Genomic DNA, 18,518 nt, shown 5'->3' with positions numbered 1-18,518 from the left:
TATGTCTGGTTCCGGTCGATCCAGCGCAGGAGGGTTCATGTCGGAGGAAGCCGCACCCACCGTGGCCGCGGTGGTCGAGTCGTGGAACGTGCCCTCGGGGGCGACCGTCGCGACCCGGATTCGCGACAACATCCTGGTGGCGATCGAACGTGGCTATGACGATCCGCAATTGGTGGCGGACCTGGCGGTCGGGCCATTGGTCATGGCGCTCGGGCAGCTGGAGGTCGAGCTCGCCGATGCGCGCCGCCGGATCGAGGATCTCGAGCGCCGTTTATAACGGGCATTTCGATCAGGTATACCGAGTCGTGATCTACCGGGCTGGACCGGGATTCGACCCTCGGCCGGGGGTTTTATTCCGCGACACGACACTCCGGCCGTGTGGGGTGGACAACACAGCCGCCTAGCCGTAATCTTCTCGTGACTTAGCGGAGTCTGTCGCTTCATCGGAGAGGCGGCCCGCGACGTTACCGCCTAATCGAAGATGAGCTCGAAGTCATCTTCGAATCGGGGACCCAAGTTCGTCTGGGGTGAATCCTCTTCGGCCACAAGCCGAGAAGGTAGGGCCTACTTCCTGGCCCGAACCCGTCAGCTAACCCGGTCGGTGGTCAAAGCTAGGAAGATCGGAGATGCGGCTCAGTGGGTAAGCACAGCTTGCAGCGGGAATCTCGGCTGCCGAACTCGGTGAAGGGCGCCATCGTCATGGGCGCCATGGCAGCGACGACGACCGGTGCATTCCCGGCCATCACGGCTCAGGCAGCCACCCTTGATATCCCCGGCATCGGTAACTTCGATGTGCCGGACGATTTCGCCCCGCAGGTGCAGCAGTTCAACCAGGCGGTCAAGCAATTCGAGAACCCGCAGGGCGGCGCACAGCTCGGCGTGGCACCGGACACGAGCGGCTTCTCCCTCCCCGGCATCTTCGGCCAGAAGCAGAACACGGCGGCCACCGTCGCACTCGAGGCCGCGCAGACCAAGGTCGGCGCGCAGTACTCGTGGGGCGCGTCCGGCCCGTACAGCTTCGACTGCTCCGGCCTCGTCCAGTGGGCCTACAAGCAGGCCGGAATCGACCTGCCCCGCACCAGCTTCGAACAGTCGAACGTCGGCGCCCCGGTCGCCTTCCAGGACCTGCAGCCCGGTGACATCGTCATCACCAATGGCGGCGGCCACGTCGGCATGTACGCCGGCGACGGCAAGCTCCTCAATGCGGTGCAGACCGGCACCCCCGTCTCGTACACCAACCTCCGCGCCGACCAGGTCGTCACCGCCCGCCGTATTGTGTAGGCGTGCCCCCTGCTCCAGCGAGCGCTGAAACGGCCCAGGCCCGAGTTGATTCTTGGACATGGGCCGTCAGGCTTTTCAAGACCAGATCCGCGGCCGCCGCGGCCTGCCGGGCCGGACATGTCCGAGTCAATGGCGTCGTGGTGAAGCCCGCCCACAATCTGAAGCACGGTGACGAGATCCGCGTCCGGGTCAATGGATTGGAACGCATCGTCATTGTGGAGCGGCTGCTCACCAAGCGCATAGGCGCGGCCGTCGTCGCCCAGTACATGCTCGACAAGAGCCCGCCGCCACCCGACCCGCAGCTGGTCGCCACCCTGCCCCGCCGAGATCGCGGCTCCGGTCGGCCCACCAAGCGCGAACGCCGCGAAACCGATCGCCTGCTCGGCCGCACCGACTGACCGCTATCCCGCTGCCGGAGCCCCCGCGTTCGACTTCGCGGCGCGGGTCGCTCCCCATACCGTGGCGGCGACCGTCACCAGCGCACCCAGCATGAGCGCGGCCGGTTCCCCCGGCTTCAAGACATGCAACTGCGTACCGATGGTCACGGCCGCCACCGGCACCCCGATCTGCGCGGAAGCCATGACCCCGAACGTGATCGGCTGCCCGAGCACTCGCATGGCCGCGTGCGCCAGCACCGCCACCACCCCGAGTACCAGCCCGAGCGCGATCAGATACGGATGCTCCCCGAACTCGCGCAGGTTCAGCCGCGCGCCCAGCCACACGAAGAACAGCGGCGCGAGAAAACCATCACTGATGGCGAACAGCTGCTTGGCCACCCGCCGCGGCTCCCCGATCGCCGCCACCGCCAGCCCGAACGCGAACCCCGCCAACATGATCGACACGTGCGTATCGGTGGCCAGCGCACCGAGGGTGAACAGCAAGGCCAGGCTCACCCGCAGCTCCATGGCGTATTGCCGATCCTCCGACACCTTGTGCAGCCGCTTGCGAAGCCCCGAATCCTCCAGATACCGCAGCAGGAAATACAGCAGCACGGCCGCCCCGCTCACCGCCACCGCCCCCACCGCGGCCCGCCCCGCATTCCCGGGATCGATCACCAGCGGCAGCGCCACCACGCACGCCGCATCCGCGATAGCGACCTGAGCGGTCAACTCCAGCACCGGTTTTCCACTCAGTCGCTGTGAGTCGATGATGGGCAGCACCAGCGCCGCCGAGGACGACGCGATGAGCACGGCATACAGGGCCCCGTGCCCGGTATCGAACCACGCCGCCACTGCCAGCCCGGCCGCCACCGACAGGATTCCCACCAGCGCGGCCCGCAGCGCGCCGACCCCCAATGCGGATCGAATGGACGAATCCCGGATCGGCACATGGGTTCCGGCCACGAACATCACCACCGCGAACCCGATATCCGCGAGAAACGTGAAGGTCCCGTCCTCCGGATGCAACACCCCGAACCCGGTGGTCCCGAAGGCGATTCCCGCCGCCAGCTCCCCCAGGATCACCGGCAGATGCCAGGACTGCCGCCAAGCCAGTACCGGCCCCACCATGCCCAGCACCATGATCAGTGCGAGCGCCCCGAATGTCACAACAACGACCCGATCCGCGCAGGATTCTCCACCATGCCGTCATCTTCCCCGCACCCCCAACACGCCACCCCCCGACACGCTGCCAGCCGCGCCGTCAGCGCCTCATCACCGAAAGGGCTTCTACGGCGGCGACACGCCGTGTAACCCCTCCATAGAGGCCCTTTGAACGTCTGTCCAGCAATGGAATTCGGCGAGACGGGCACCGCTCGGGTTAGGCGGCCGGGTCGGTTTCCCAGTCGACGCACACCACTTGTCGGTCTGGGTGTGTTGCTGCGAGCTCTCGGACGGCCGCATGTGCGAGCCATTGGTTTGCGCTTGGGACCGGGTCGGTCAGTAGCACCGTGAAGTCGGTCGGGTCGGCGGCGGTGAGTTCCAGCAGATTGACGGCCGCGACCAGGGGCGGTGCGCACGCGGCATGCACGATCCCGCGAATCGGCGGCCCGCATTCCCGGATGTCCTGTAGGGCCGCCGCCAGATCGACTCGATCGCGAGCATCGCAGCGCACCAGGATGATCCGGTCCTCCATGCCGTCCAGCGGCGGTGGCAGCGCGCGCGGGGTACGAGTCAGCACCACCACGTCGCCCGCCCCGGCATCCAGCAGCCAGCGCACCGCGACCGCGCCTTGCACACCCAGTCCACCCGCCACGACGTAGGTGCTCTCCGACTGGATCTGCACCGTGGGAAACAGTGGCGTGGTCCCGGCCGACTCCCCGGACGGCGCGCCGCCCTCGTGAGCGGAAGCCGCTCGCCGCCAGTGTCGTTGCGGCGGAGACGCGGTGTGCGCACCCGCCGCCGTCCAATCGAGCTCCCGCCCATCGGAATACAGGGCGGACAGTGCCCGCAAGAACGCCGCGGCCTCGTCGACCCGCGACCCGACCGGATACGCGGCATCCCGGAATGCCGCGCACTCCCGCACGGCTCCGATCGATACCGGCTGCGGCCCGATCTCCAGAACAGTGGAAAAACCATCGGCGGCAGCCTGTTCCAGCGCCGCCGCCAGCTCCACCGGCCCGGCCGCGTTCGCCACCCAGTAGTCCGCATCCAGCCGGACGCTTCCCGCTATCGCGCTACCGCCCGCCTCGCCGCTCCCCGCCGACTGTGCGCGGTCATCGGCGGCGCGTGCGGCCGGGCCGGTGATCACCACGCCGCGCCGAGTGGTGGAGTAGATCGCGCATTCCGGTGTCTGCGCGATGATTTCGCCGAGTTCCGCATTCAAGCGCGGGGCGAGGGTGCGCATCCGGGGAATGTGCGGCACCTGTCCCGGCTCATTGCCCGCAGCGCCCTCGCCGATGCGCTGCGCGAAGATCGCCCGCCGGTGCGCCCGCCGCACGAGAATGTCGATATAGCGCGATTCCCCCGTCACCGTGATCGAGGACGGCCCGTCGATCCCCGCCACCCCGACCTCGGCCCGCATGGGCTCCACCAGCCGCGCGACCTCCGCGGGCGTGGCCTCGAGAATCGCCGCCGCCGCCCCTGTGCCCACCCCGGCGAGCAAACGCCCGCGCGCGACCACGATCCGAGCCGCGTCCTGCATCGACAGCGCCCCGCTCACCGCCGCGGCCGCGATCTCCCCGATGCCATACCCCGCCACCGCATCCGCCCGCACACCCCACGACCCGAGCAATTCGGCCATGGCCACCTGAAACACGAACAGCGCCGGCTGTGCGAATTCCGCGGCGTCCCCGCCATTGCCGAAGCCATACCGCGGCGTCCACACCCGCGGCCCGCCCGCATCGGCGACGACATCCGCGGCCTCCACCACCGCGCGCGCGAACACCCGATGCCGCGCCGCCAGCGCCCGCCCCATCTTCGAATGTCCCCCGCCGCCGGAGAACAGGAACAACACCCCGCCGTCGCCCGCCCCGGCTCCGAGCCCGATCATCCCGTCCGCGGCCCGCGCCGGGTCCCCCACGTACCGGATCGATTGCACCGCGCCGGATGCGCGGGAGCGCAGCGTCCCCGGGCGCACCGCGATATCGGCTCCGGCGGCCCGCGAGCCATGCTGCGGCACTCCGGCTCTCGGTGCGGGGTGCGGCGTCGGCTCGCTTGCGGTGGTGGCTCGTTTCGGGACTCGGGAGCTCGTCGGGGTGGCGGCCGCGATGTGGCGGGCGAGGGCGCGGAGTTGGGTGGCGGCTTCGGCGGGGTCACGGGCGAGGATGGTGGCGCGAGTGGGTTCGGGGACCAATCGCGCCGTGGCCGAGGCGAATTCACCGAGCGTGCGGTAGGAGGCGACGGCTGCGGCCCAGCGCAATGCCAGATCGTGGACGGCGGACGGGTCGCGCCCGGTAATGGGGATCAGGACGGGCGGGTCCTCGCTGTGAGTCGGGCGAGCTGCGCCGTTGGGGCCGCCGGGATCGTCGTGGAGGGTGATGTGTGCGAGAGGGGTGCCGGTTTCCGGGAAACCGAGGCCCGCGCCCGCGATTTCGGCGTAGCGGCGGGTTCGGGTGCGGAGGGCGTCGGGGGTGCGCTGGAGGATCAGGACGGTGCAGAGGGGGTCCGTGGAGCCGGGGGTGGGGGTTTGAAGGTCTGAAATGTCCGGTAGGAGAGTGAGATCCACGCCGCCCGCGATGACGAAGGGGACGGTGGGGTCGGCCAGGAGGCGGACGCCCATGTCCACCGCTACCAAGGGGGAGGCGCGTTCGCTGTCGACGGTGAGGCTGGGGCCGCGCAGGTCGAGGGCTCGGGAGAGTTGGTGGGCGCTATTGGTCGCACCGCCCGCGCCGAAGACCACGGCGGCGTTGGAGCCGCGGGCGAGGCAGCCGAGGCCGGAGTCGTCCAGGGCCTCCACGGCCACTTCGAGATTCACGCGCTGGCGGGGTGACATACCGGCGGCCTCGAGGGGGCTGATGCCGAACCAGTCGTAGTCGAAATCCGTACCTGTCGCCCGGCAGCCGACACCGACGATCGCCACCCGCGGAACTGGTGTGGGATCGGGCGATGCTGTCGTACTCTGCCGCACAGGAAGCCTTCCCGTGACCGGCGACGTGGCCGCCGAGGTACCTCCGGCGATTCTGCCAAGGTTTCGGTCTTCCCAGAAGAGGTTTCGACGGCAAGGGTTGCCACCTGCACGAATTCGCACATGATGACAGGAAATCTGTGGGCCGTAAGAACCGCCGGAACATGTCGAGGTGGTGTCCGATGACTCCGCGCTCAGTAGCGTTGTGCGCGTGAGTGAGAACTCCGTGAACGAGGGCAAGCCATCCGTGCTGCCCACCCTGGCCCGCTGCTGCGCGGCCCTGGCCGCCACGCCCGCGCGGCTGCTGCGGCCGCGACAGCCGGACGACGCCTTCCTGGCCGCGCTCCAGGTGGCCGAGCTCCCGCCCGCCCGCGCCACGGTGCGATTCCGATCGCTCCTACAGGGCAGATTGTCCGCGCCCACCACGATCGTCGCCGAGGGCGTGCGCAGCCTGAGGGAACTGCCCATGTCCATGGGCGCGTTCCTGATCGAGCATCCGAAGGCGCGCTTCCTGGTCGATCCGGCACTGTGCGCGGACGTGCATGAGCGAGTGATTCCGGGCCTGCCGTTCCCGGTCGGTCTGCTGGTCGCGCCGGATCGTCCGGTGCAGGGGCTGACCGATGCGCTGGCCGCCCATGATCTCTCCGGCGCGGATATCGATTTCGTGCTCGCCACGCATCTGCATTGGGATCACGTGTCCGGGCTGCTCGAGTTGCCGGATTCGATCGAATTGCGGATTCCCGCCATCGAATACGACTGGGCGATGAATGGCCCTCGAGCACCGATCGGCGTGGCCCGAAAGCCTTTGCACGGTCGAAAGATGGGCGGCGTAGAACTCGACGGGCCGCCGGTCGCCACATTCGAACGCAGTCATGACCTGTTCGGGGACGGCTCGGTACTGCTCGTGGACCTCGCCGGTCACACCCCCGGCAGCATCGGCGTACTGCTCGCGGTCGAAGACGGCACCCGCGTCCTGCTGGCGGGTGACGCGGTCTGGAACAGCTTGCAGGTCAAGCTGATTCGCGAGAAGGCCCCCATGCCGGGACAGCTCTTCGACGCCGATCGCGATGCCGCCTTCCGGACCATTCAGCGCCTACACGCCCTCCCGGATGGCATCGAGATCATTGCCTCGCACGACTATCAGGCCGTCGCCGCGCGCATGTGAATCGGCGTCTCGAGGTCCTCGGGCGTCGCATGCGTGGTGAAGAATCGCAGCGCTAGGTTCACGGCGTCCTGTTCGGTGTGGACGCCGGACATTGCCATTGTCCGGCGGAGCGCTTCGTCATCGAGATGAAGCCGAGTGATTGCCATTTCGGTACCTCCGCCACACGTCGTGTAATGCCAAGCATCCTCTACTCGAGTGCCCCGGACGGCCGAAATGCAAAGAGCCCTAGGCAATTCTGCCTAGGGCCCTGACACTCAGGACATTTCACGCTTTCGGTGGGTAAATACCGCGCGGTCGTCCTTCGGTGCTAGTGCAATGAACTCAGGAGAGCATGCCCGCCAGTCGCGCGCCGATGAGCTCTTCGGCCTCGGCGACCATGCGCGAAACGAGCTCGCCACAGGTCGGGATGTCGTCGATCAGGCCCTGCACCTGTCCGGCGGACCAGATGCCCGCGTCCAGATCGCCCTCTTCGAACACGCGACGCCCGCGAGCGCCCGCGACCAGATCGCGCACATCCTCGAACTTGCCGCCGGCCTTCTCGATCTCGACCACCTTGCGGCTGATCTCGTTGTCGGCCACGCGCGCCGTGTTGTGCATGGTGCGGAAGATGAGCTGCGTCGCCCGCTCGGTATTGGCGACGATCTGCTCCTTGACCGTCTGGTGGATCGCCGACTCCTGGGTGCACATGAAGCGGGTGCCCATGTTCACGCCGTCCGCGCCCAGGGCGAGGGCCGCGACCAGGCCGCGCGCATCGGCGATACCGCCGGAGGCGATGACCGGAATGTCGAGGGCCTTGGTGGCGGCCGGGATCAGGATCAGGCCGGGGACATCGTCCTCGCCCGGGTGCCCGGCGCATTCGAAGCCGTCGATGCTGACGCCGTCGACGCCGATCTTCTGCGCCTTGAGGGCGTGCCGGACGCTGGTGCACTTGTGCAGCACCTTGATCCCGGCTTCCTTGTAGTACGGCAGGAAGGGTTCAGGATTGGAGCCCGCGGTCTCGACGATCTTCACACCGGAATCGATGATCGCCTTCATGTACTCCTCGTACGGAGGCGGGTTGATCGACGGCAGGATGGTGACGTTCACGCCGATCGGCTTATCCGTCAGCGCGCGCGCCCGATCGATCTCCTTCAGCAGATCCGCGGGAGTGGGCTGGGTCAGCGCGGTGATGATGCCGAGGCCGCCCGCCTCGGACACTGCGGCGGCGAGTTCGGCGCGGCCGACCCACATCATGCCGCCCTGGACGATCGGATGCTCGACACCGAAGGTCTCGGTGAACCGGGTACGCAGAGCCATGAATGCTGTCCTCTCCTGCCTGAGCCTGTCCTGACTGAGACTGGCTTGATACTCGCATAGTTGCATATGGGGTTCAAGCCCGATGTGAGCCAGAGTTTGCACCCGAAACTGCATGCCTGCGCCAAACCTGGGGATAACCGAATGCTGCCACTGACCCGGTGATACTTATTTTCATGGCGCTGAGCTGCCAAATGAATGACTGAGAAGTTTCTGGCAGAACCTTCTCTGTAACCCTTGTCACGCCAGAAAGTTAGTTGCTATTCTCACGCCTGAGCACCGTCGGTGAAGCCGGAGCAGCCGGTTGCGCGTGAGCGACGGTTCGAAGGGAGTTCGTGGCATGACCTCTGGTATCCAGCCGCTCGACGAGCCGATCCGTTCGCGGCGCAATCACTGGGTCAACCAGGTCGCCACGCACGCCGCCATGCGGCCGGACCATGTCGCCTTCCGCTGCAAGGGCGTGGACACCACCTGGTCGCAGCTGCACGAGCGTTCGGAGAAGTTCGCCGACGCGCTCGCCCGTCGAGGGGTCGGGTTCGGCGATCGGGTGCTGTTGCTGGCGCTCAACTATGTCGAGTACATCGAGGCGGTCATGGGCATCAATGCCCTCGGCGCGATCGCGGTGCCGGTGAACTTCCGCCTCACCCCGCCCGAGGTCGCGTACATCGTGGCCGACAGCGGCGGTAAGGCCATCGTCACCGACACCGTGCTGCAGCCCCTGGCCAGTGCCATGCTCGCGCAGGCGGAGACCCTCGAAACCTGTGTCGTGATCAACGGCCAGACCGGTGAGGGCGTCATCGGCTACGACGACTTCCTCGCCGAAGCGGGCGAAGCGCATGCGCCGCTGGATATTCCGGAAGACACCCCCTGCCTGATCATGTACACCTCGGGCACCACCGGCACCCCCAAGGGCGCGGTGCTCTCGCACGCGAATATGAACTCGCAGGCCATCACCTGTTTCCGGGCCATGGAGATCACCCCGGAGTCGGTCGGCTTCTGCACCTCTCCGCTGTTCCACATTGCCGGATTGGGCAGTCTCACACCGTATTTCCTGCTCGGTGGCAAGACCGTGCTGCATCCGCTGGGCGCATTCGATGCCACCGAATGGCTCGATGCCGTGGAGGCCGAGCAGGCCACCACCGCATTCTGTGTGCCCGTGCAATGGCAGCTCATCTGTGAAGAACCGACTGTCGCACAACGCAAGCTGGCCCTGAAGATGCTGTGCTGGGGCGCGGCTCCGGCCTCGGACTCGGTGCTGCAGGCCATGGCCGACTGCTTCCCCGAAGCCCAGAATGTCGCGGTGTTCGGTCAGACCGAGATGTCGCCGATCACCTGCGTACTGGAGGGCAAGGACGCGCTGACCAAGCTCGGCTCGGTCGGCAAGCCCATCCCCACCATTCAGGTCCGCGTGGTCGACGATGAGATGAACGATGTCGCCCCCGGTGAGATCGGCGAGATCGTCTACCGCGGCCCGACCATGATGTCCGGCTACTGGAATCGCCCCGAGGCGACCGCGGAGGCCTTCCACGGCGGCTGGTTCCACTCCGGCGACCTGGTCCGCCAGGACGACGAGGGCTTCATCTATGTGGTCGACCGCAAGAAGGACATGATCATCTCCGGCGGTGAGAACATCTACTGCGCCGAGGTGGAGAACGTGCTCTTCGCGCACCCGAAGATCCACGAGGCCGCGGTCATCGCCCGCCCGCACGAGAAGTGGGGCGAGGTGCCGGTGGCGGTGGTCGCGCTCATCCCGGGCGTCGAGGACCTGACCCTCGAGGAGCTGACCCCGTTCCTCAATGAATCCCTGGCGCGCTACAAGCACCCCAAGGAACTGGTGATCGTCACCGAACTGCCGCGCAATGCCAGCGGCAAGGTCGTGAAGGTCGAACTCCGCAAGGAGTTTTCGGCCTGACCTGTCGTTCTGCGGCGGCTCAGATCATGTCGTGGGAGGTCAGCCAGCGCATGATGGGCCAGCCGCAGAACACCGGCAGCCAGCAGGTGAGGACGCGGTAGAGCAGGACCGCGGGCACCGCGATGGAGGCCGCCACGCCGAAGGCGGCCAGGCCACCGATGAGCGCCGCCTCGACCGCGCCCACACCACCGGGTGTCGGCGCGGCCGAGGCCAGGGTGCCGCCGATCATGGTCACGATGGTGACGGTCACGAAAGTCGTACTGCCGCCGAAGGCTTCGATGCTCGCCCACAGGGCGAGGGCCATGCCCAGGGTGGTGGTCGCGCAGCCGCCGATGATCATGGCGAGCCGGGCGGGCCGCCGCGCCAGATCCTTGAGCTGAGCCAGCACCTCGGTCAGCTGCGGGCGGACCTCATTGCGCAGCCAGCGGCGCACGGTCGGAATCAGAATGGTCGCGCCGACCACCCCGAGTAGCGCGCCCGCCACCAGGTACAGCACCGTGGCGCTCGGCACGAAGTGCGACAGGTTGGTCGAAACCCCTGCCACCACACTGAAGAACAGCAACAGCACGAGGTGCGTCACCACCTGCACGGTCTGCTGCAGGGCGACCGCGGCGGTCGCGCGCACCGCACCGAGGCCACTCTTCTGCAGGAACCGCACACTCAGCGCCAGGCCGCCCACACCCGCCGGTGTCGTGGTGGCCGCAAAGGTATTGGCCACCTGCATGAGCAGCAGATTGCGGAAGTTCACCGCCTCGGACGCGCACGCCCACAGCGCCATGGCCGCACCGACATAGGTCAGCGCCGACACCGAGAGCCCGAGGATCGCCCACCACGAATTCACATTGCGCAGTTCGGAACTGAAGGTCGGCACCGCGCTGATATACGGGTAGGCGACGTAGACCAGGCCGATCAGCAGCACCAGCTGAATGATCTGATTGCGGGAGAACCGGGTGATCTGCGCGGCCTCGATCCGGTCTTCCCCGGTCTGCTCGGTCACCTCCTCGCGCACGGCCTTCATGAGGTCGCCCGCATCGGTGATCGATTTGCGCACGTGCGCGGGCAGCGCGGTCTTGGTCAAGCGCCGCGAGCCATCCAGCACCGGCTGTGTGCCGAGCACCTCGATGGCCGTGCGCACCGCGGTCTCCGCGCCGAACAGCGCCGCCGAGGACAGCATCAGCTGCGCCACATCCGATTCGAATCGCACGTCGTACGCGCCGAATTCGGCATAGGTGAACCCGCCGAACTGCACGGTCCCATCGCTGGTGACCCGGATTTCCTCGGCCCGCAGATCGCCGTGCGAGATCTGCGCCTGATGCATGACCTGCAAGGCCTGCCACACCATGGCCAAGGTCTTCACACCGTCGGCGGCCGAGAGCGACTTCCCGTTCCGAATGGTGTGCGCGTACAGCATCCAGCCGCGATCCAGCGCCGCGACCGTGAGCGGTTTGGTGCTGGCCAGGCCGAGATCCGCGATGGCGAACCCCATCAGCGCCCGATGCTCCACCGCGCGCCGCATGGACGCGAACAGCGCCACATGCTCGCTGCTGCGAATGGTCAGCCAGCGCCGCAATTGCAGCAGTGCGCCGCGGCTGCGCTGGTTCTGCCCATACAACTCGATGATCAGTTCATCGGCGGGTGGTGAAATCTCGACGGGCTCACCATTCACCGTGGCCGCCACCGGTTCCGGGGTCTTCACTGGTTCCGGTGTCTTCACCAGGCTCGCCGCGGCGGCCACGGGCGTGCGGTGTGCGGCGGCGACGGCGGTCGGATCGGAGTAGAGGGGTGCGGGCTCGGTGGTCGTCGCGGCCGAGAGCACCAGCGGGCCATGGCCGCCCGGGCGCAGCACCTTGAAGGCGGTGACCCGATAGCCGCGCTGGGCGAGCACCCGCACGGCGGCTTCGAGGGGAACCTCCAGCGCGGGGGTACCGACCAGCAGCACGATCACCGCGCCGACGGACCAGCCCACGCACAACCCCAGCAGGGCCCGGGCCGGAACCACGAGGCTGACCACCAGGTGGATGGGCACGAAGGCGAGCAGCAGCGTCCACCACCAGCGCCGGGCCCGCTTGGGCAGCCACGGGCTGGCCACGGTCAGCGTGGCCGCGAGCATGGCGATCCAGCGCGGATCGTCCAGGAACTGCGACAGGAAGGTGTTCACCTGCTGCGGTTCCGACAAATGCCAACGGGGCGCGGAGAATCCGGTGCCGGTAATGGAGAACAGCAGTCCCGCGATCAACCCGGCCGACAGGTACCCGCCCAGCAGTTTCCATTGCCGCCGCCACAACAGGCGCACGAAGACCGCGAACGGCAGCGCCAGAATCGCGATGCCGTAGATGATGTAGACCAGATTGGACTGTTCCGGCGTGAGGAATCCGACGATGCCGGAGACCGACTTCTCCAGATCCTCCCACTGCGGGCGGGTGATGAGCGACCCCGCGATGACGATCGCGACCAGTAGTGCGGACAGCACTACGCGCAAGATGTCACTGGTCCGGCGGATCCGCGGCTGCAGCAGGCTGCCGGAGACGGGAATCTCCCGTCCGTCGACTCGCATGTCTAATACGCGCTTTCGGATCGTGGGAACGGCTGCGGTCCCATGGTCGGCTCGGGGTGAATATGTGTCGGGCAACGGCATCACCGGGTACCCGACACGCTGGTTACCGTAACCCGTCGCGGCCGGGGCGGGCGACGAGCCCGCCACCCACCGGTGCCGGGCGTGTCTGCTTTATCCGGCTTAATGCGATCACTACGTGGTTGCCGAATGCCCGTGCGAGGATCGGCAGGTGGTAACCGATCTTCGTGTTTGTTTTGTCGGTGAGTCGTATGTAGCGGGGGTCGGAGACCAGAAATGCCTGGGCTGGGCGGGGCGAATAGCGGTTCGCGCGATTGCCGCCGGGCAGCCGCTCAATTACTACAACCTCGGAATCCGCCGCGAGACCAGCACTGAGCTGCGCGCTCGCTGGGAGGCCGAGTGCACGCCGCGATTACCGCAGGGCGTGGACGGCCGAGTGGTGATCTCCACAGGGGCCAATGACACCGGCCACGAGAACGGCCTGCCCCGGGTCGACCCCGACGATTCGGTCGCGAACCTGGCCGCCATCCTGCGCGGCATCGCGGAAAGGGGCTGGCAGGCACTGGTGGTCGCCCCGCCGCCGAACGTCGATGACGAGCACAATCTCCGGCTCAGCGCCCTGGACGAGCGGTTCGCCGAACTGTGCGACACCGCCGCCGTGCCGTACCTGCGGGTGCATCAGCCGCTGCGCGAGAACCCGATCTGGATGCGGGAGGTCGCGCTCGCCGACGGTTATCACCCCGGCGCGGCAGGTTATGAGGAATTCGCGAACCTGCTGGTCCCGCACTGGTTGCTGTGGCTGGCCGATCCGGGTTCAGGACTTCCCGTCGTCCGCTGAGGGAACGTGCACCGCGGGCAGGTGTGCCGGGGGCGGCAGCAGCCGATCCAGCATCGGGGCGCGGCCGGGCTGCTTGGTATTGATCAGACCGGACCCCACCAGTACGCCCAGCGCGATGGCCAGCACCGACAGCAGCACATTGATCAGCACCTGCAGGCCGTTCACACCCGCGTTGGTGACCAGATCCGAGATCGCGGTCAGGCCCATGCCGCCGGGCACCAGCATCCAGAAGGCGGGCAGGAACGCCACCTGGGTGGGCGGCGCATTCCGATTGCGCTGCACCAGATATGCGGTCGGCACGGCCACCAGGCCACCCAGGAACGCGCCGAGCAGCGGCCCGCCGATCTGAATGCCCAGCCGCTGCGCCGCGAAGGTCACGTACAGCACCAGCAGCAGCCATAAGAGGGATTTCGGGGGTGCGCTGGAGCGCCACGAATGCCCGATACCGATCAGCAGCACACCCAGAATCGGTGCCCACCAACCCAATGCGGCGATAGCGGCGGAATCCGGGGGCCGCGGCCCGAGCACCTGCAAGCCGATATAGATGCCGAAAGCCAGTAGCAGCAGCTTGTTCAGGCCCGAGATGGTCCGCGCCGAGCCCGCCACCATGGAACCCGTCGACAGCTCGATCGCGCCATTGGTGAGGGTCGCGCCCGGCAGCAGTCCCGCGACCGCGGGAATCAGCAGCTGCGAGGGCTGCCCGCCGCCCAGCGCATGCGGAAAACCGAAGGCCAGCAAGGTCACCACCGCACCCGCGGTGACCGGCAGCGCCAGCGACAGCAGGGTGAACCGGTCCGCCAGCAGGATCAGCAACTGCACCACCAGGCCGAGGACGGCGTACCCGGCCAGGGCGTGCACGGTCGGATTCAGCATGAGGCCCAGGCCGACCGTGAGCACGATATTGCCGACCAGCATGAGCCAGACGGGAGTCGGCCGATCGGAGGCGAGGATCTCCGCGAGCTTGCCGGTGACCTCGGTCGGCGGCGGCAGATCCCGTTTCATGGTGTCGAGCAGTTGATACAGCGCGGCGATCTGATCCAACCGCAGCGTCTCATTCGGTGCGGACTGCAGGTCGACGGCCGACCCGCGCGAATCCTCCACGCGCACGAAGACTCCCGTGGGCAGGACGAAGAACTGCACCTCACCCGCCCCGTAACGGTGTGCGGTGTCGTCCAAGATCTGCTGCACCCGATCGGTGGTCTCGCCGGAGCTGATCAGCATGACGCCCAGTAGCCGCAGCAGATTCAGCAGATCCGCGGAGACGGGCGGCTCTTCGGGTGGCGGCGGATCGTGGAGTTCATGCGCCCCGCTGCGCCCCGCCACCCGCCGGACCAGCCAGTCGTCGAACACGCCGCTCGCGCGCCGGGCCGCACCGGTGATCCGCTTGCCGACCGGGACATCGGCAACCGCGCGCCGCGCTTGCGGCCGCGAATGCCGTGGGCCGGTCGTGCTCATGTCGCCTCCTGGATTCCGCTTCCGTTCTACTCGCTTTGCGGGGTCAGCAACTATGTGGCAACGGCCACCCTAACGCGAGATCGAGTAGGTTCCTGCGGCCTGCGATGAGTTTTGCGACCGCGTCCCGCCTGTACGGTGGAACTCCGAGCGTCGGGTGACGGAATCCCGGCTGAAAAGCCGGGGTATGGCTTTCGGTGGCCACGTCAATAATCTGGGTGGTATGGATATCGACACGCGACTGCTGCGTTACTTCCTGGCGGTCGCCGATACCGAGAGCCTGCCGCGCGCCGCGCAGCGGCTGCATGTCGCGCAACCCTCGCTGGCAACTCAGATCAAACAGCTGGAACAGCAAGTCGGAGTGGAACTGTTCATCCGCTCGCGGGCGGGCTGGACCCTCACCGCCGCGGGCAAGGTACTGGCCGAGCAGGTGCCGACCCTGCTGGCCTCCTGGGATCGAATCCTGCGCGACACCAAGAGCGATGCCAGCCGAGCCGCCAAGGTGCTGCGCCTGGGCACCGTGCACAGTGCGGCCGACGGCTACCTGGCCGAGATCATCCAGGTCTTCCACCGCCTGCACCCCGACTGGCAGGTCGATATCCACCAGGGCGGCTGGACCGACCCGACCGCCGGGCTGGACGAGGGCGATGTGGATGTGGCCCTGCTGCGACTACCCTTCCCGGGCCAGGAGGAATACCACGTACGGGAACTCTTCACCGAACCCCGCTGGATCGCCCTCCCCGAGGACCACCCCCTGGCCGGTCGCGACGACATCACCTTCCGCGAACTCTGGGACGAGCCCTACGTGGCCTCCCCCGCGGAAACCGGTTGGTGGCGCGACTATTGGATGGGCCTGGACGCCCGCCCCGTGGACACCGCCATCATCGGAGCCATGGCCCGCAATACCGACGAATGGCTGCGCGCCATCGCCAGCGGCTACGGCGTCAGCTTCACCCCCGCCTCCACCGCCCGCTCCTCCCCTTACCCCGGCGTGGTGTTCCGCCCGGTCCACGGCATCGGACCGACCCTGGTGGCCCTGGTCTGGCCCGACGCGTCCGAAGCGGATCCCGTGATGCGCTACTTCATTCGATGCTGCACCGACATCATCGGGCATCAAGGTACCGATGGGCGGCGAACCTCCTAGCCACGTCGGTGACCCGAACGCCCAGATGACGGCAGGTGCGAATATCGGCCTCGGACATGGCATCCGGCGGTAGGTCGGTATCGGTCTGCGCGCCCGCGCCGAGGAAGAAACCGAGCCGGTTCAGGTCGTCGCGGGAGGCGGTGGTGCTGTTCCAGCCCGCCACCAATCCCAGGTTCACCCAATGCATGTGGTGCTGTGCGGCGAATACCGACAGCGATACCAGCGTGTGCATCTTGTCCCCGCTCATCGCCCCGGAGTTGGTGAAGCCCGCGGCCACCTTGTCCCGCCAGGTGCCCATGACGCAGCGGCGAGACGTGGCCTCCTCGAAGAATTTGAAGGCCGCCGACACATCACCCATGTAGGTGGGACTGCCGAAGACGATGGCGTCGGCGGCGTCCAAGGCATCCCAGTCGGCCTCGGTGATCCGCTCCACCGCGATCATCGTCGCCTCGGCCCCCGCATCGCGCGGCCTCGGCGACAGCGGCGGCGAGCACCTCGGTGTGACCCCACCCGGAATGGTAGGCGACGGCAAGTCTTGGGCTGCCGATGTTTTCGCTGTTCGTCATGATCATCAGCCTGGCCCGCCTCCGGCGACGCGAATCCGCCCGTCCGCGACTTCATTCACTGCTGTGTACAGGTCTGCGCGAGTGCCGTGGAGCCGATCGAATAATCCCCGCGCTCGAGGAAGGCGAACTGCCACGCCGACTGTGGCGCGTCACCCAGGCGCTACCTCGTTAGCTCTCCAGCACCGCCATGGCGGCATTGTGGCCGCCGATGCCGCTGACGCCGCCGCCGCGGACCGCGCCCGCGCCGCACAGGAAGATATTGCGGTGGTCGGTGGCGACGCCCCAGCGCGAGGCGGGATCCTCGGCCGGACCCTCCCGATACGGGAAGGAGAGGTCGGTGTGGAAGATGTGGCCGCCGGGCAGGCCGATCTCGGCCTCGAGTTCCACCGGCGTCCTGGCTTCCAGGCAGGGGAGGCCTTCGGCGTCGAAGGCCAGGCAATCGCGGATGGGTTCGGCCAGCACCGAATCCAGTTGCGCCAGTGTCGCATCCACCACGAGCTTCTTCACGCCGTCGGGGTCCTCGGCGAAAAGCCGGGCGGGGGTGTGCAAGCCGAAGAGAGTGAGGGTGTGCATGCCCTGTTCCTGGAGCTCCATCGAGAGGATGGAGGGGTCGGTCAGGGTGTGGCAGTAGATCTCCGAGGGCGGGGCGGAGGGGATTCGGCCCGCGGCCGCATCCTGATACGCCTGGTCGAGCTGGGTGGCGGATTCTGCGATGTGGAAGGTTCCGGCGAAGGCCGTGCGCGGGTCCACCGTGCTGTCACGGAGTTTCGGCAGGCGGCGCAGGAGCATATTGATTTTGAGTTGTGCGCCTTCGGGTTTCGGAATCACATTGCCGAGCAGGCGGGCCAATTCGTAGGGGGCGGCGTTCACCAGTACGTGGCGGGCGATCACCGTGCCCTGGCCGCATTTCTCCGAGGTGAAGGCGACTTCGGCTGTGTCGCCGTCGGTTTCGAGGCCGGTGACCGAGCAGTCCGTGACCAAGGTGGCTCCGGCGTGGCGGGCGGCGTTCGCGAGTTCGTCGGTCAATGCGCCCATGCCGCCGACGGGCACGTTCCAGTCGCCGGTGCCGCCGCCTATGACGTGGTACAGGAAGCAGCGGTTCTGGAGCAGGGACAGGTCGTGGGCGTGGGTGAAGGTGCCGATCAGGGCATCGGTGAGGACTATGCCGCGGACGGTGTCGTCGGCGAAGGTGGCATCCACCGATTCACCCAGGGGCCGTTCGAAAATCGTGTCCCAGGCCGCGGAATCGTCCACCGTGGAACGTAATTCGTCCCGGGTGGGCAGGGGCTCGGTGAGAGTCGGGAACACGTGCTTGGCCAAGCGGCCGGTCATATCGTAGAACTGGTGCCAGGCAAGGTAATCCCGGTCGGAACCGGTCACGCGGGCGAAGCTCTCGCGGGTGGCCGCATCCGACCCGCCGTCCACCAGCAGGCCGTGGTCGCCGACCGGGGTGTAGGAGGAGATCCGCCGCTTGCGGGTCTCGAAGCGCAGCCCCAGATCGCGCACGATCCGATCCGGCAGCAGGCTCACCAGATACGAATATCGGGACAGCCGCGCGTCCACGCCCTCGAAGACCCGCTCCGAGACGGCGGCCCCGCCGATATGGCTCTGGCGCTCCAGCACCAGCACCGATCGCCCGGCTCGCGCCAGATAAGCCGCGGCCACCAGCCCGTTATGCCCGCCACCGACCACCACCACGTCATACGACCCACGTGCGGGTCCACCAGCCGACGTCACCCGCCCACCCTCAACGGCACCCATGGATCGACTGTAGGCCCGCTGTTTGCCGGGC

14 protein-coding genes, 1 pseudogene and 1 riboswitch are annotated in these 18,518 nt (G+C 67.5%); of the genes and pseudogenes, 7 read left to right on the top strand and 8 right to left on the bottom strand.

Annotated elements, in window-relative coordinates:
• Nucleotides 1–37: 37 nt before the first annotated feature.
• The 3 genes from AB0N05_RS19345 to AB0N05_RS19335 all read left to right on the top strand — a co-directional run bounded on the left by AB0N05_RS19345 (nucleotide 38) and on the right by AB0N05_RS19335 (nucleotide 1,679).
• Nucleotides 38–277 (top strand): hypothetical protein, encoded by a 240-nt coding sequence (locus tag AB0N05_RS19345; protein ID WP_364695578.1) that lies wholly within the window; start codon nucleotides 38–40, stop codon nucleotides 275–277.
• A 181-nt stretch (nucleotides 278–458) separates the two neighbouring features.
• Nucleotides 459–620: riboswitch (cyclic di-AMP (ydaO/yuaA leader) on the top strand.
• A 79-nt stretch (nucleotides 621–699) separates the two neighbouring features.
• Nucleotides 700–1,281: an NlpC/P60 family protein gene (locus tag AB0N05_RS19340; RefSeq protein ID WP_364696511.1), complete on the top strand. Its 582-nt coding sequence runs from the start codon at nucleotides 700–702 to the stop codon at nucleotides 1,279–1,281.
• A 2-nt stretch (nucleotides 1,282–1,283) separates the two neighbouring features.
• Nucleotides 1,284–1,679: a S4 domain-containing protein gene (locus AB0N05_RS19335; protein WP_364695575.1), complete on the top strand. Its 396-nt coding sequence runs from the start codon at nucleotides 1,284–1,286 to the stop codon at nucleotides 1,677–1,679.
• A 3-nt stretch (nucleotides 1,680–1,682) separates the two neighbouring features.
• On the opposite strand, the gene AB0N05_RS19330 is transcribed toward AB0N05_RS19335, so the two are convergent.
• Nucleotides 1,683–2,828: a cation:proton antiporter gene (locus tag AB0N05_RS19330; protein WP_364695572.1), complete on the bottom strand. Its 1,146-nt coding sequence runs from the start codon at nucleotides 2,826–2,828 to the stop codon at nucleotides 1,683–1,685.
• A gap of 211 nt (nucleotides 2,829–3,039) precedes the next feature.
• Nucleotides 3,040–5,739, bottom strand: a complete 2,700-nt coding sequence (locus AB0N05_RS19325) for an acyltransferase domain-containing protein (protein WP_364695569.1) — start codon at nucleotides 5,737–5,739, stop codon at nucleotides 3,040–3,042.
• Nucleotides 5,740–5,995: 256 nt separating this feature from the next.
• On the opposite strand from AB0N05_RS19325, the gene AB0N05_RS19320 reads away from it, so the two are divergent.
• The gene (locus tag AB0N05_RS19320) at nucleotides 5,996–6,949 is read left to right on the top strand and encodes an MBL fold metallo-hydrolase (protein WP_364695567.1); all 954 of its coding nucleotides are present in this window, start codon (nucleotides 5,996–5,998) and stop codon (nucleotides 6,947–6,949) included.
• Here the strand turns inward: AB0N05_RS19320 and AB0N05_RS19315 are convergent.
• Entirely contained in the window at nucleotides 6,925–7,095 is a 171-nt protein-coding gene (locus AB0N05_RS19315) for a type II toxin-antitoxin system VapB family antitoxin (RefSeq protein WP_364695564.1), read from the bottom strand. The genes AB0N05_RS19320 and AB0N05_RS19315 overlap by 25 nt on opposite strands.
• Before the next feature lie 175 nt (nucleotides 7,096–7,270).
• Nucleotides 7,271–8,245, bottom strand: a complete 975-nt coding sequence (locus AB0N05_RS19310; protein WP_364695561.1) for a nitronate monooxygenase family protein — start codon at nucleotides 8,243–8,245, stop codon at nucleotides 7,271–7,273.
• 337 nt (nucleotides 8,246–8,582) lie between these two features.
• On the opposite strand from AB0N05_RS19310, the gene fadD5 reads away from it, so the two are divergent.
• Nucleotides 8,583–10,154: a fatty-acid--CoA ligase FadD5 gene (gene fadD5 / locus AB0N05_RS19305; protein WP_364695558.1), complete on the top strand. Its 1,572-nt coding sequence runs from the start codon at nucleotides 8,583–8,585 to the stop codon at nucleotides 10,152–10,154.
• A gap of 19 nt (nucleotides 10,155–10,173) precedes the next feature.
• Here the strand turns inward: fadD5 and AB0N05_RS19300 are convergent, their stop codons facing one another.
• Nucleotides 10,174–12,708 carry a flippase-like domain-containing protein gene (locus AB0N05_RS19300; protein ID WP_364695555.1) on the bottom strand — a complete coding sequence of 845 codons (2,535 nt, stop codon included), beginning with the start codon at nucleotides 12,706–12,708 and terminating at the stop codon, nucleotides 10,174–10,176.
• Between the two features lie 229 nt (nucleotides 12,709–12,937).
• Here AB0N05_RS19300 and AB0N05_RS19295 point away from each other — a divergent pair, with 229 nt between their 5' ends.
• Nucleotides 12,938–13,564, top strand: coding sequence for a GDSL-type esterase/lipase family protein (locus AB0N05_RS19295; protein WP_364695552.1), 627 nt, complete (start codon nucleotides 12,938–12,940; stop codon nucleotides 13,562–13,564).
• On the opposite strand, the gene AB0N05_RS19290 is transcribed toward AB0N05_RS19295, so the two are convergent.
• Nucleotides 13,541–15,019, bottom strand: a complete 1,479-nt coding sequence (locus tag AB0N05_RS19290; RefSeq protein WP_364695549.1) for a threonine/serine exporter family protein — start codon at nucleotides 15,017–15,019, stop codon at nucleotides 13,541–13,543. The genes AB0N05_RS19295 and AB0N05_RS19290 overlap by 24 nt on opposite strands.
• Before the next feature lie 220 nt (nucleotides 15,020–15,239).
• On the opposite strand from AB0N05_RS19290, the gene AB0N05_RS19285 reads away from it, so the two are divergent.
• Nucleotides 15,240–16,160 carry a LysR family transcriptional regulator gene (locus AB0N05_RS19285; RefSeq protein ID WP_364695546.1) on the top strand — a complete coding sequence of 307 codons (921 nt, stop codon included), beginning with the start codon at nucleotides 15,240–15,242 and terminating at the stop codon, nucleotides 16,158–16,160.
• Here the strand turns inward: AB0N05_RS19285 and AB0N05_RS19280 are convergent.
• Both AB0N05_RS19280 and AB0N05_RS19275 read right to left on the bottom strand, forming a co-directional pair.
• A pseudogene (locus AB0N05_RS19280) lies at nucleotides 16,120–16,726 on the bottom strand (flavodoxin family protein). The gene AB0N05_RS19285 and the pseudogene AB0N05_RS19280 overlap by 41 nt on opposite strands.
• 168 nt (nucleotides 16,727–16,894) lie before the next feature.
• Nucleotides 16,895–18,487 (bottom strand): NAD(P)/FAD-dependent oxidoreductase, encoded by a 1,593-nt coding sequence (locus AB0N05_RS19275; protein ID WP_364695543.1) that lies wholly within the window; start codon nucleotides 18,485–18,487, stop codon nucleotides 16,895–16,897.
• Nucleotides 18,488–18,518 lie beyond the last annotated feature (31 nt).

It is taken from the genome of Nocardia sp. NPDC051030 (genome assembly GCF_040683015.1).
Taxonomy (GTDB): domain Bacteria; phylum Actinomycetota; class Actinomycetes; order Mycobacteriales; family Mycobacteriaceae; genus Nocardia.
Note: the sequence above shows the minus strand (reverse complement) of the source record. Positions and strands in the feature narration are given on the sequence as shown.

What these genes read in the sequence shown, in the direction of transcription:
- AB0N05_RS19345 (WP_364695578.1), top strand. Translation starts at nt 38, where the DNA reads ATGTCGGAGGAAGCCGCACCCACCGTGGCCGCGGTGGTCGAGTCGTGG.
- AB0N05_RS19340 (WP_364696511.1), top strand. Translation starts at nt 700, where the DNA reads ATGGGCGCCATGGCAGCGACGACGACCGGTGCATTCCCGGCCATCACG.
- AB0N05_RS19315 (WP_364695564.1), bottom strand. Translation starts at nt 7,095, where the DNA reads ATGGCAATCACTCGGCTTCATCTCGATGACGAAGCGCTCCGCCGGACA.
- AB0N05_RS19310 (WP_364695561.1), bottom strand. Translation starts at nt 8,245, where the DNA reads ATGGCTCTGCGTACCCGGTTCACCGAGACCTTCGGTGTCGAGCATCCG.
- fadD5 (WP_364695558.1), top strand. Translation starts at nt 8,583, where the DNA reads ATGACCTCTGGTATCCAGCCGCTCGACGAGCCGATCCGTTCGCGGCGC.
- AB0N05_RS19300 (WP_364695555.1), bottom strand. Translation starts at nt 12,708, where the DNA reads ATGCGAGTCGACGGACGGGAGATTCCCGTCTCCGGCAGCCTGCTGCAG.
- AB0N05_RS19290 (WP_364695549.1), bottom strand. Translation starts at nt 15,019, where the DNA reads ATGAGCACGACCGGCCCACGGCATTCGCGGCCGCAAGCGCGGCGCGCG.
- AB0N05_RS19285 (WP_364695546.1), top strand. Translation starts at nt 15,240, where the DNA reads ATGGATATCGACACGCGACTGCTGCGTTACTTCCTGGCGGTCGCCGAT.
- AB0N05_RS19275 (WP_364695543.1), bottom strand. Translation starts at nt 18,487, where the DNA reads ATGGGTGCCGTTGAGGGTGGGCGGGTGACGTCGGCTGGTGGACCCGCA.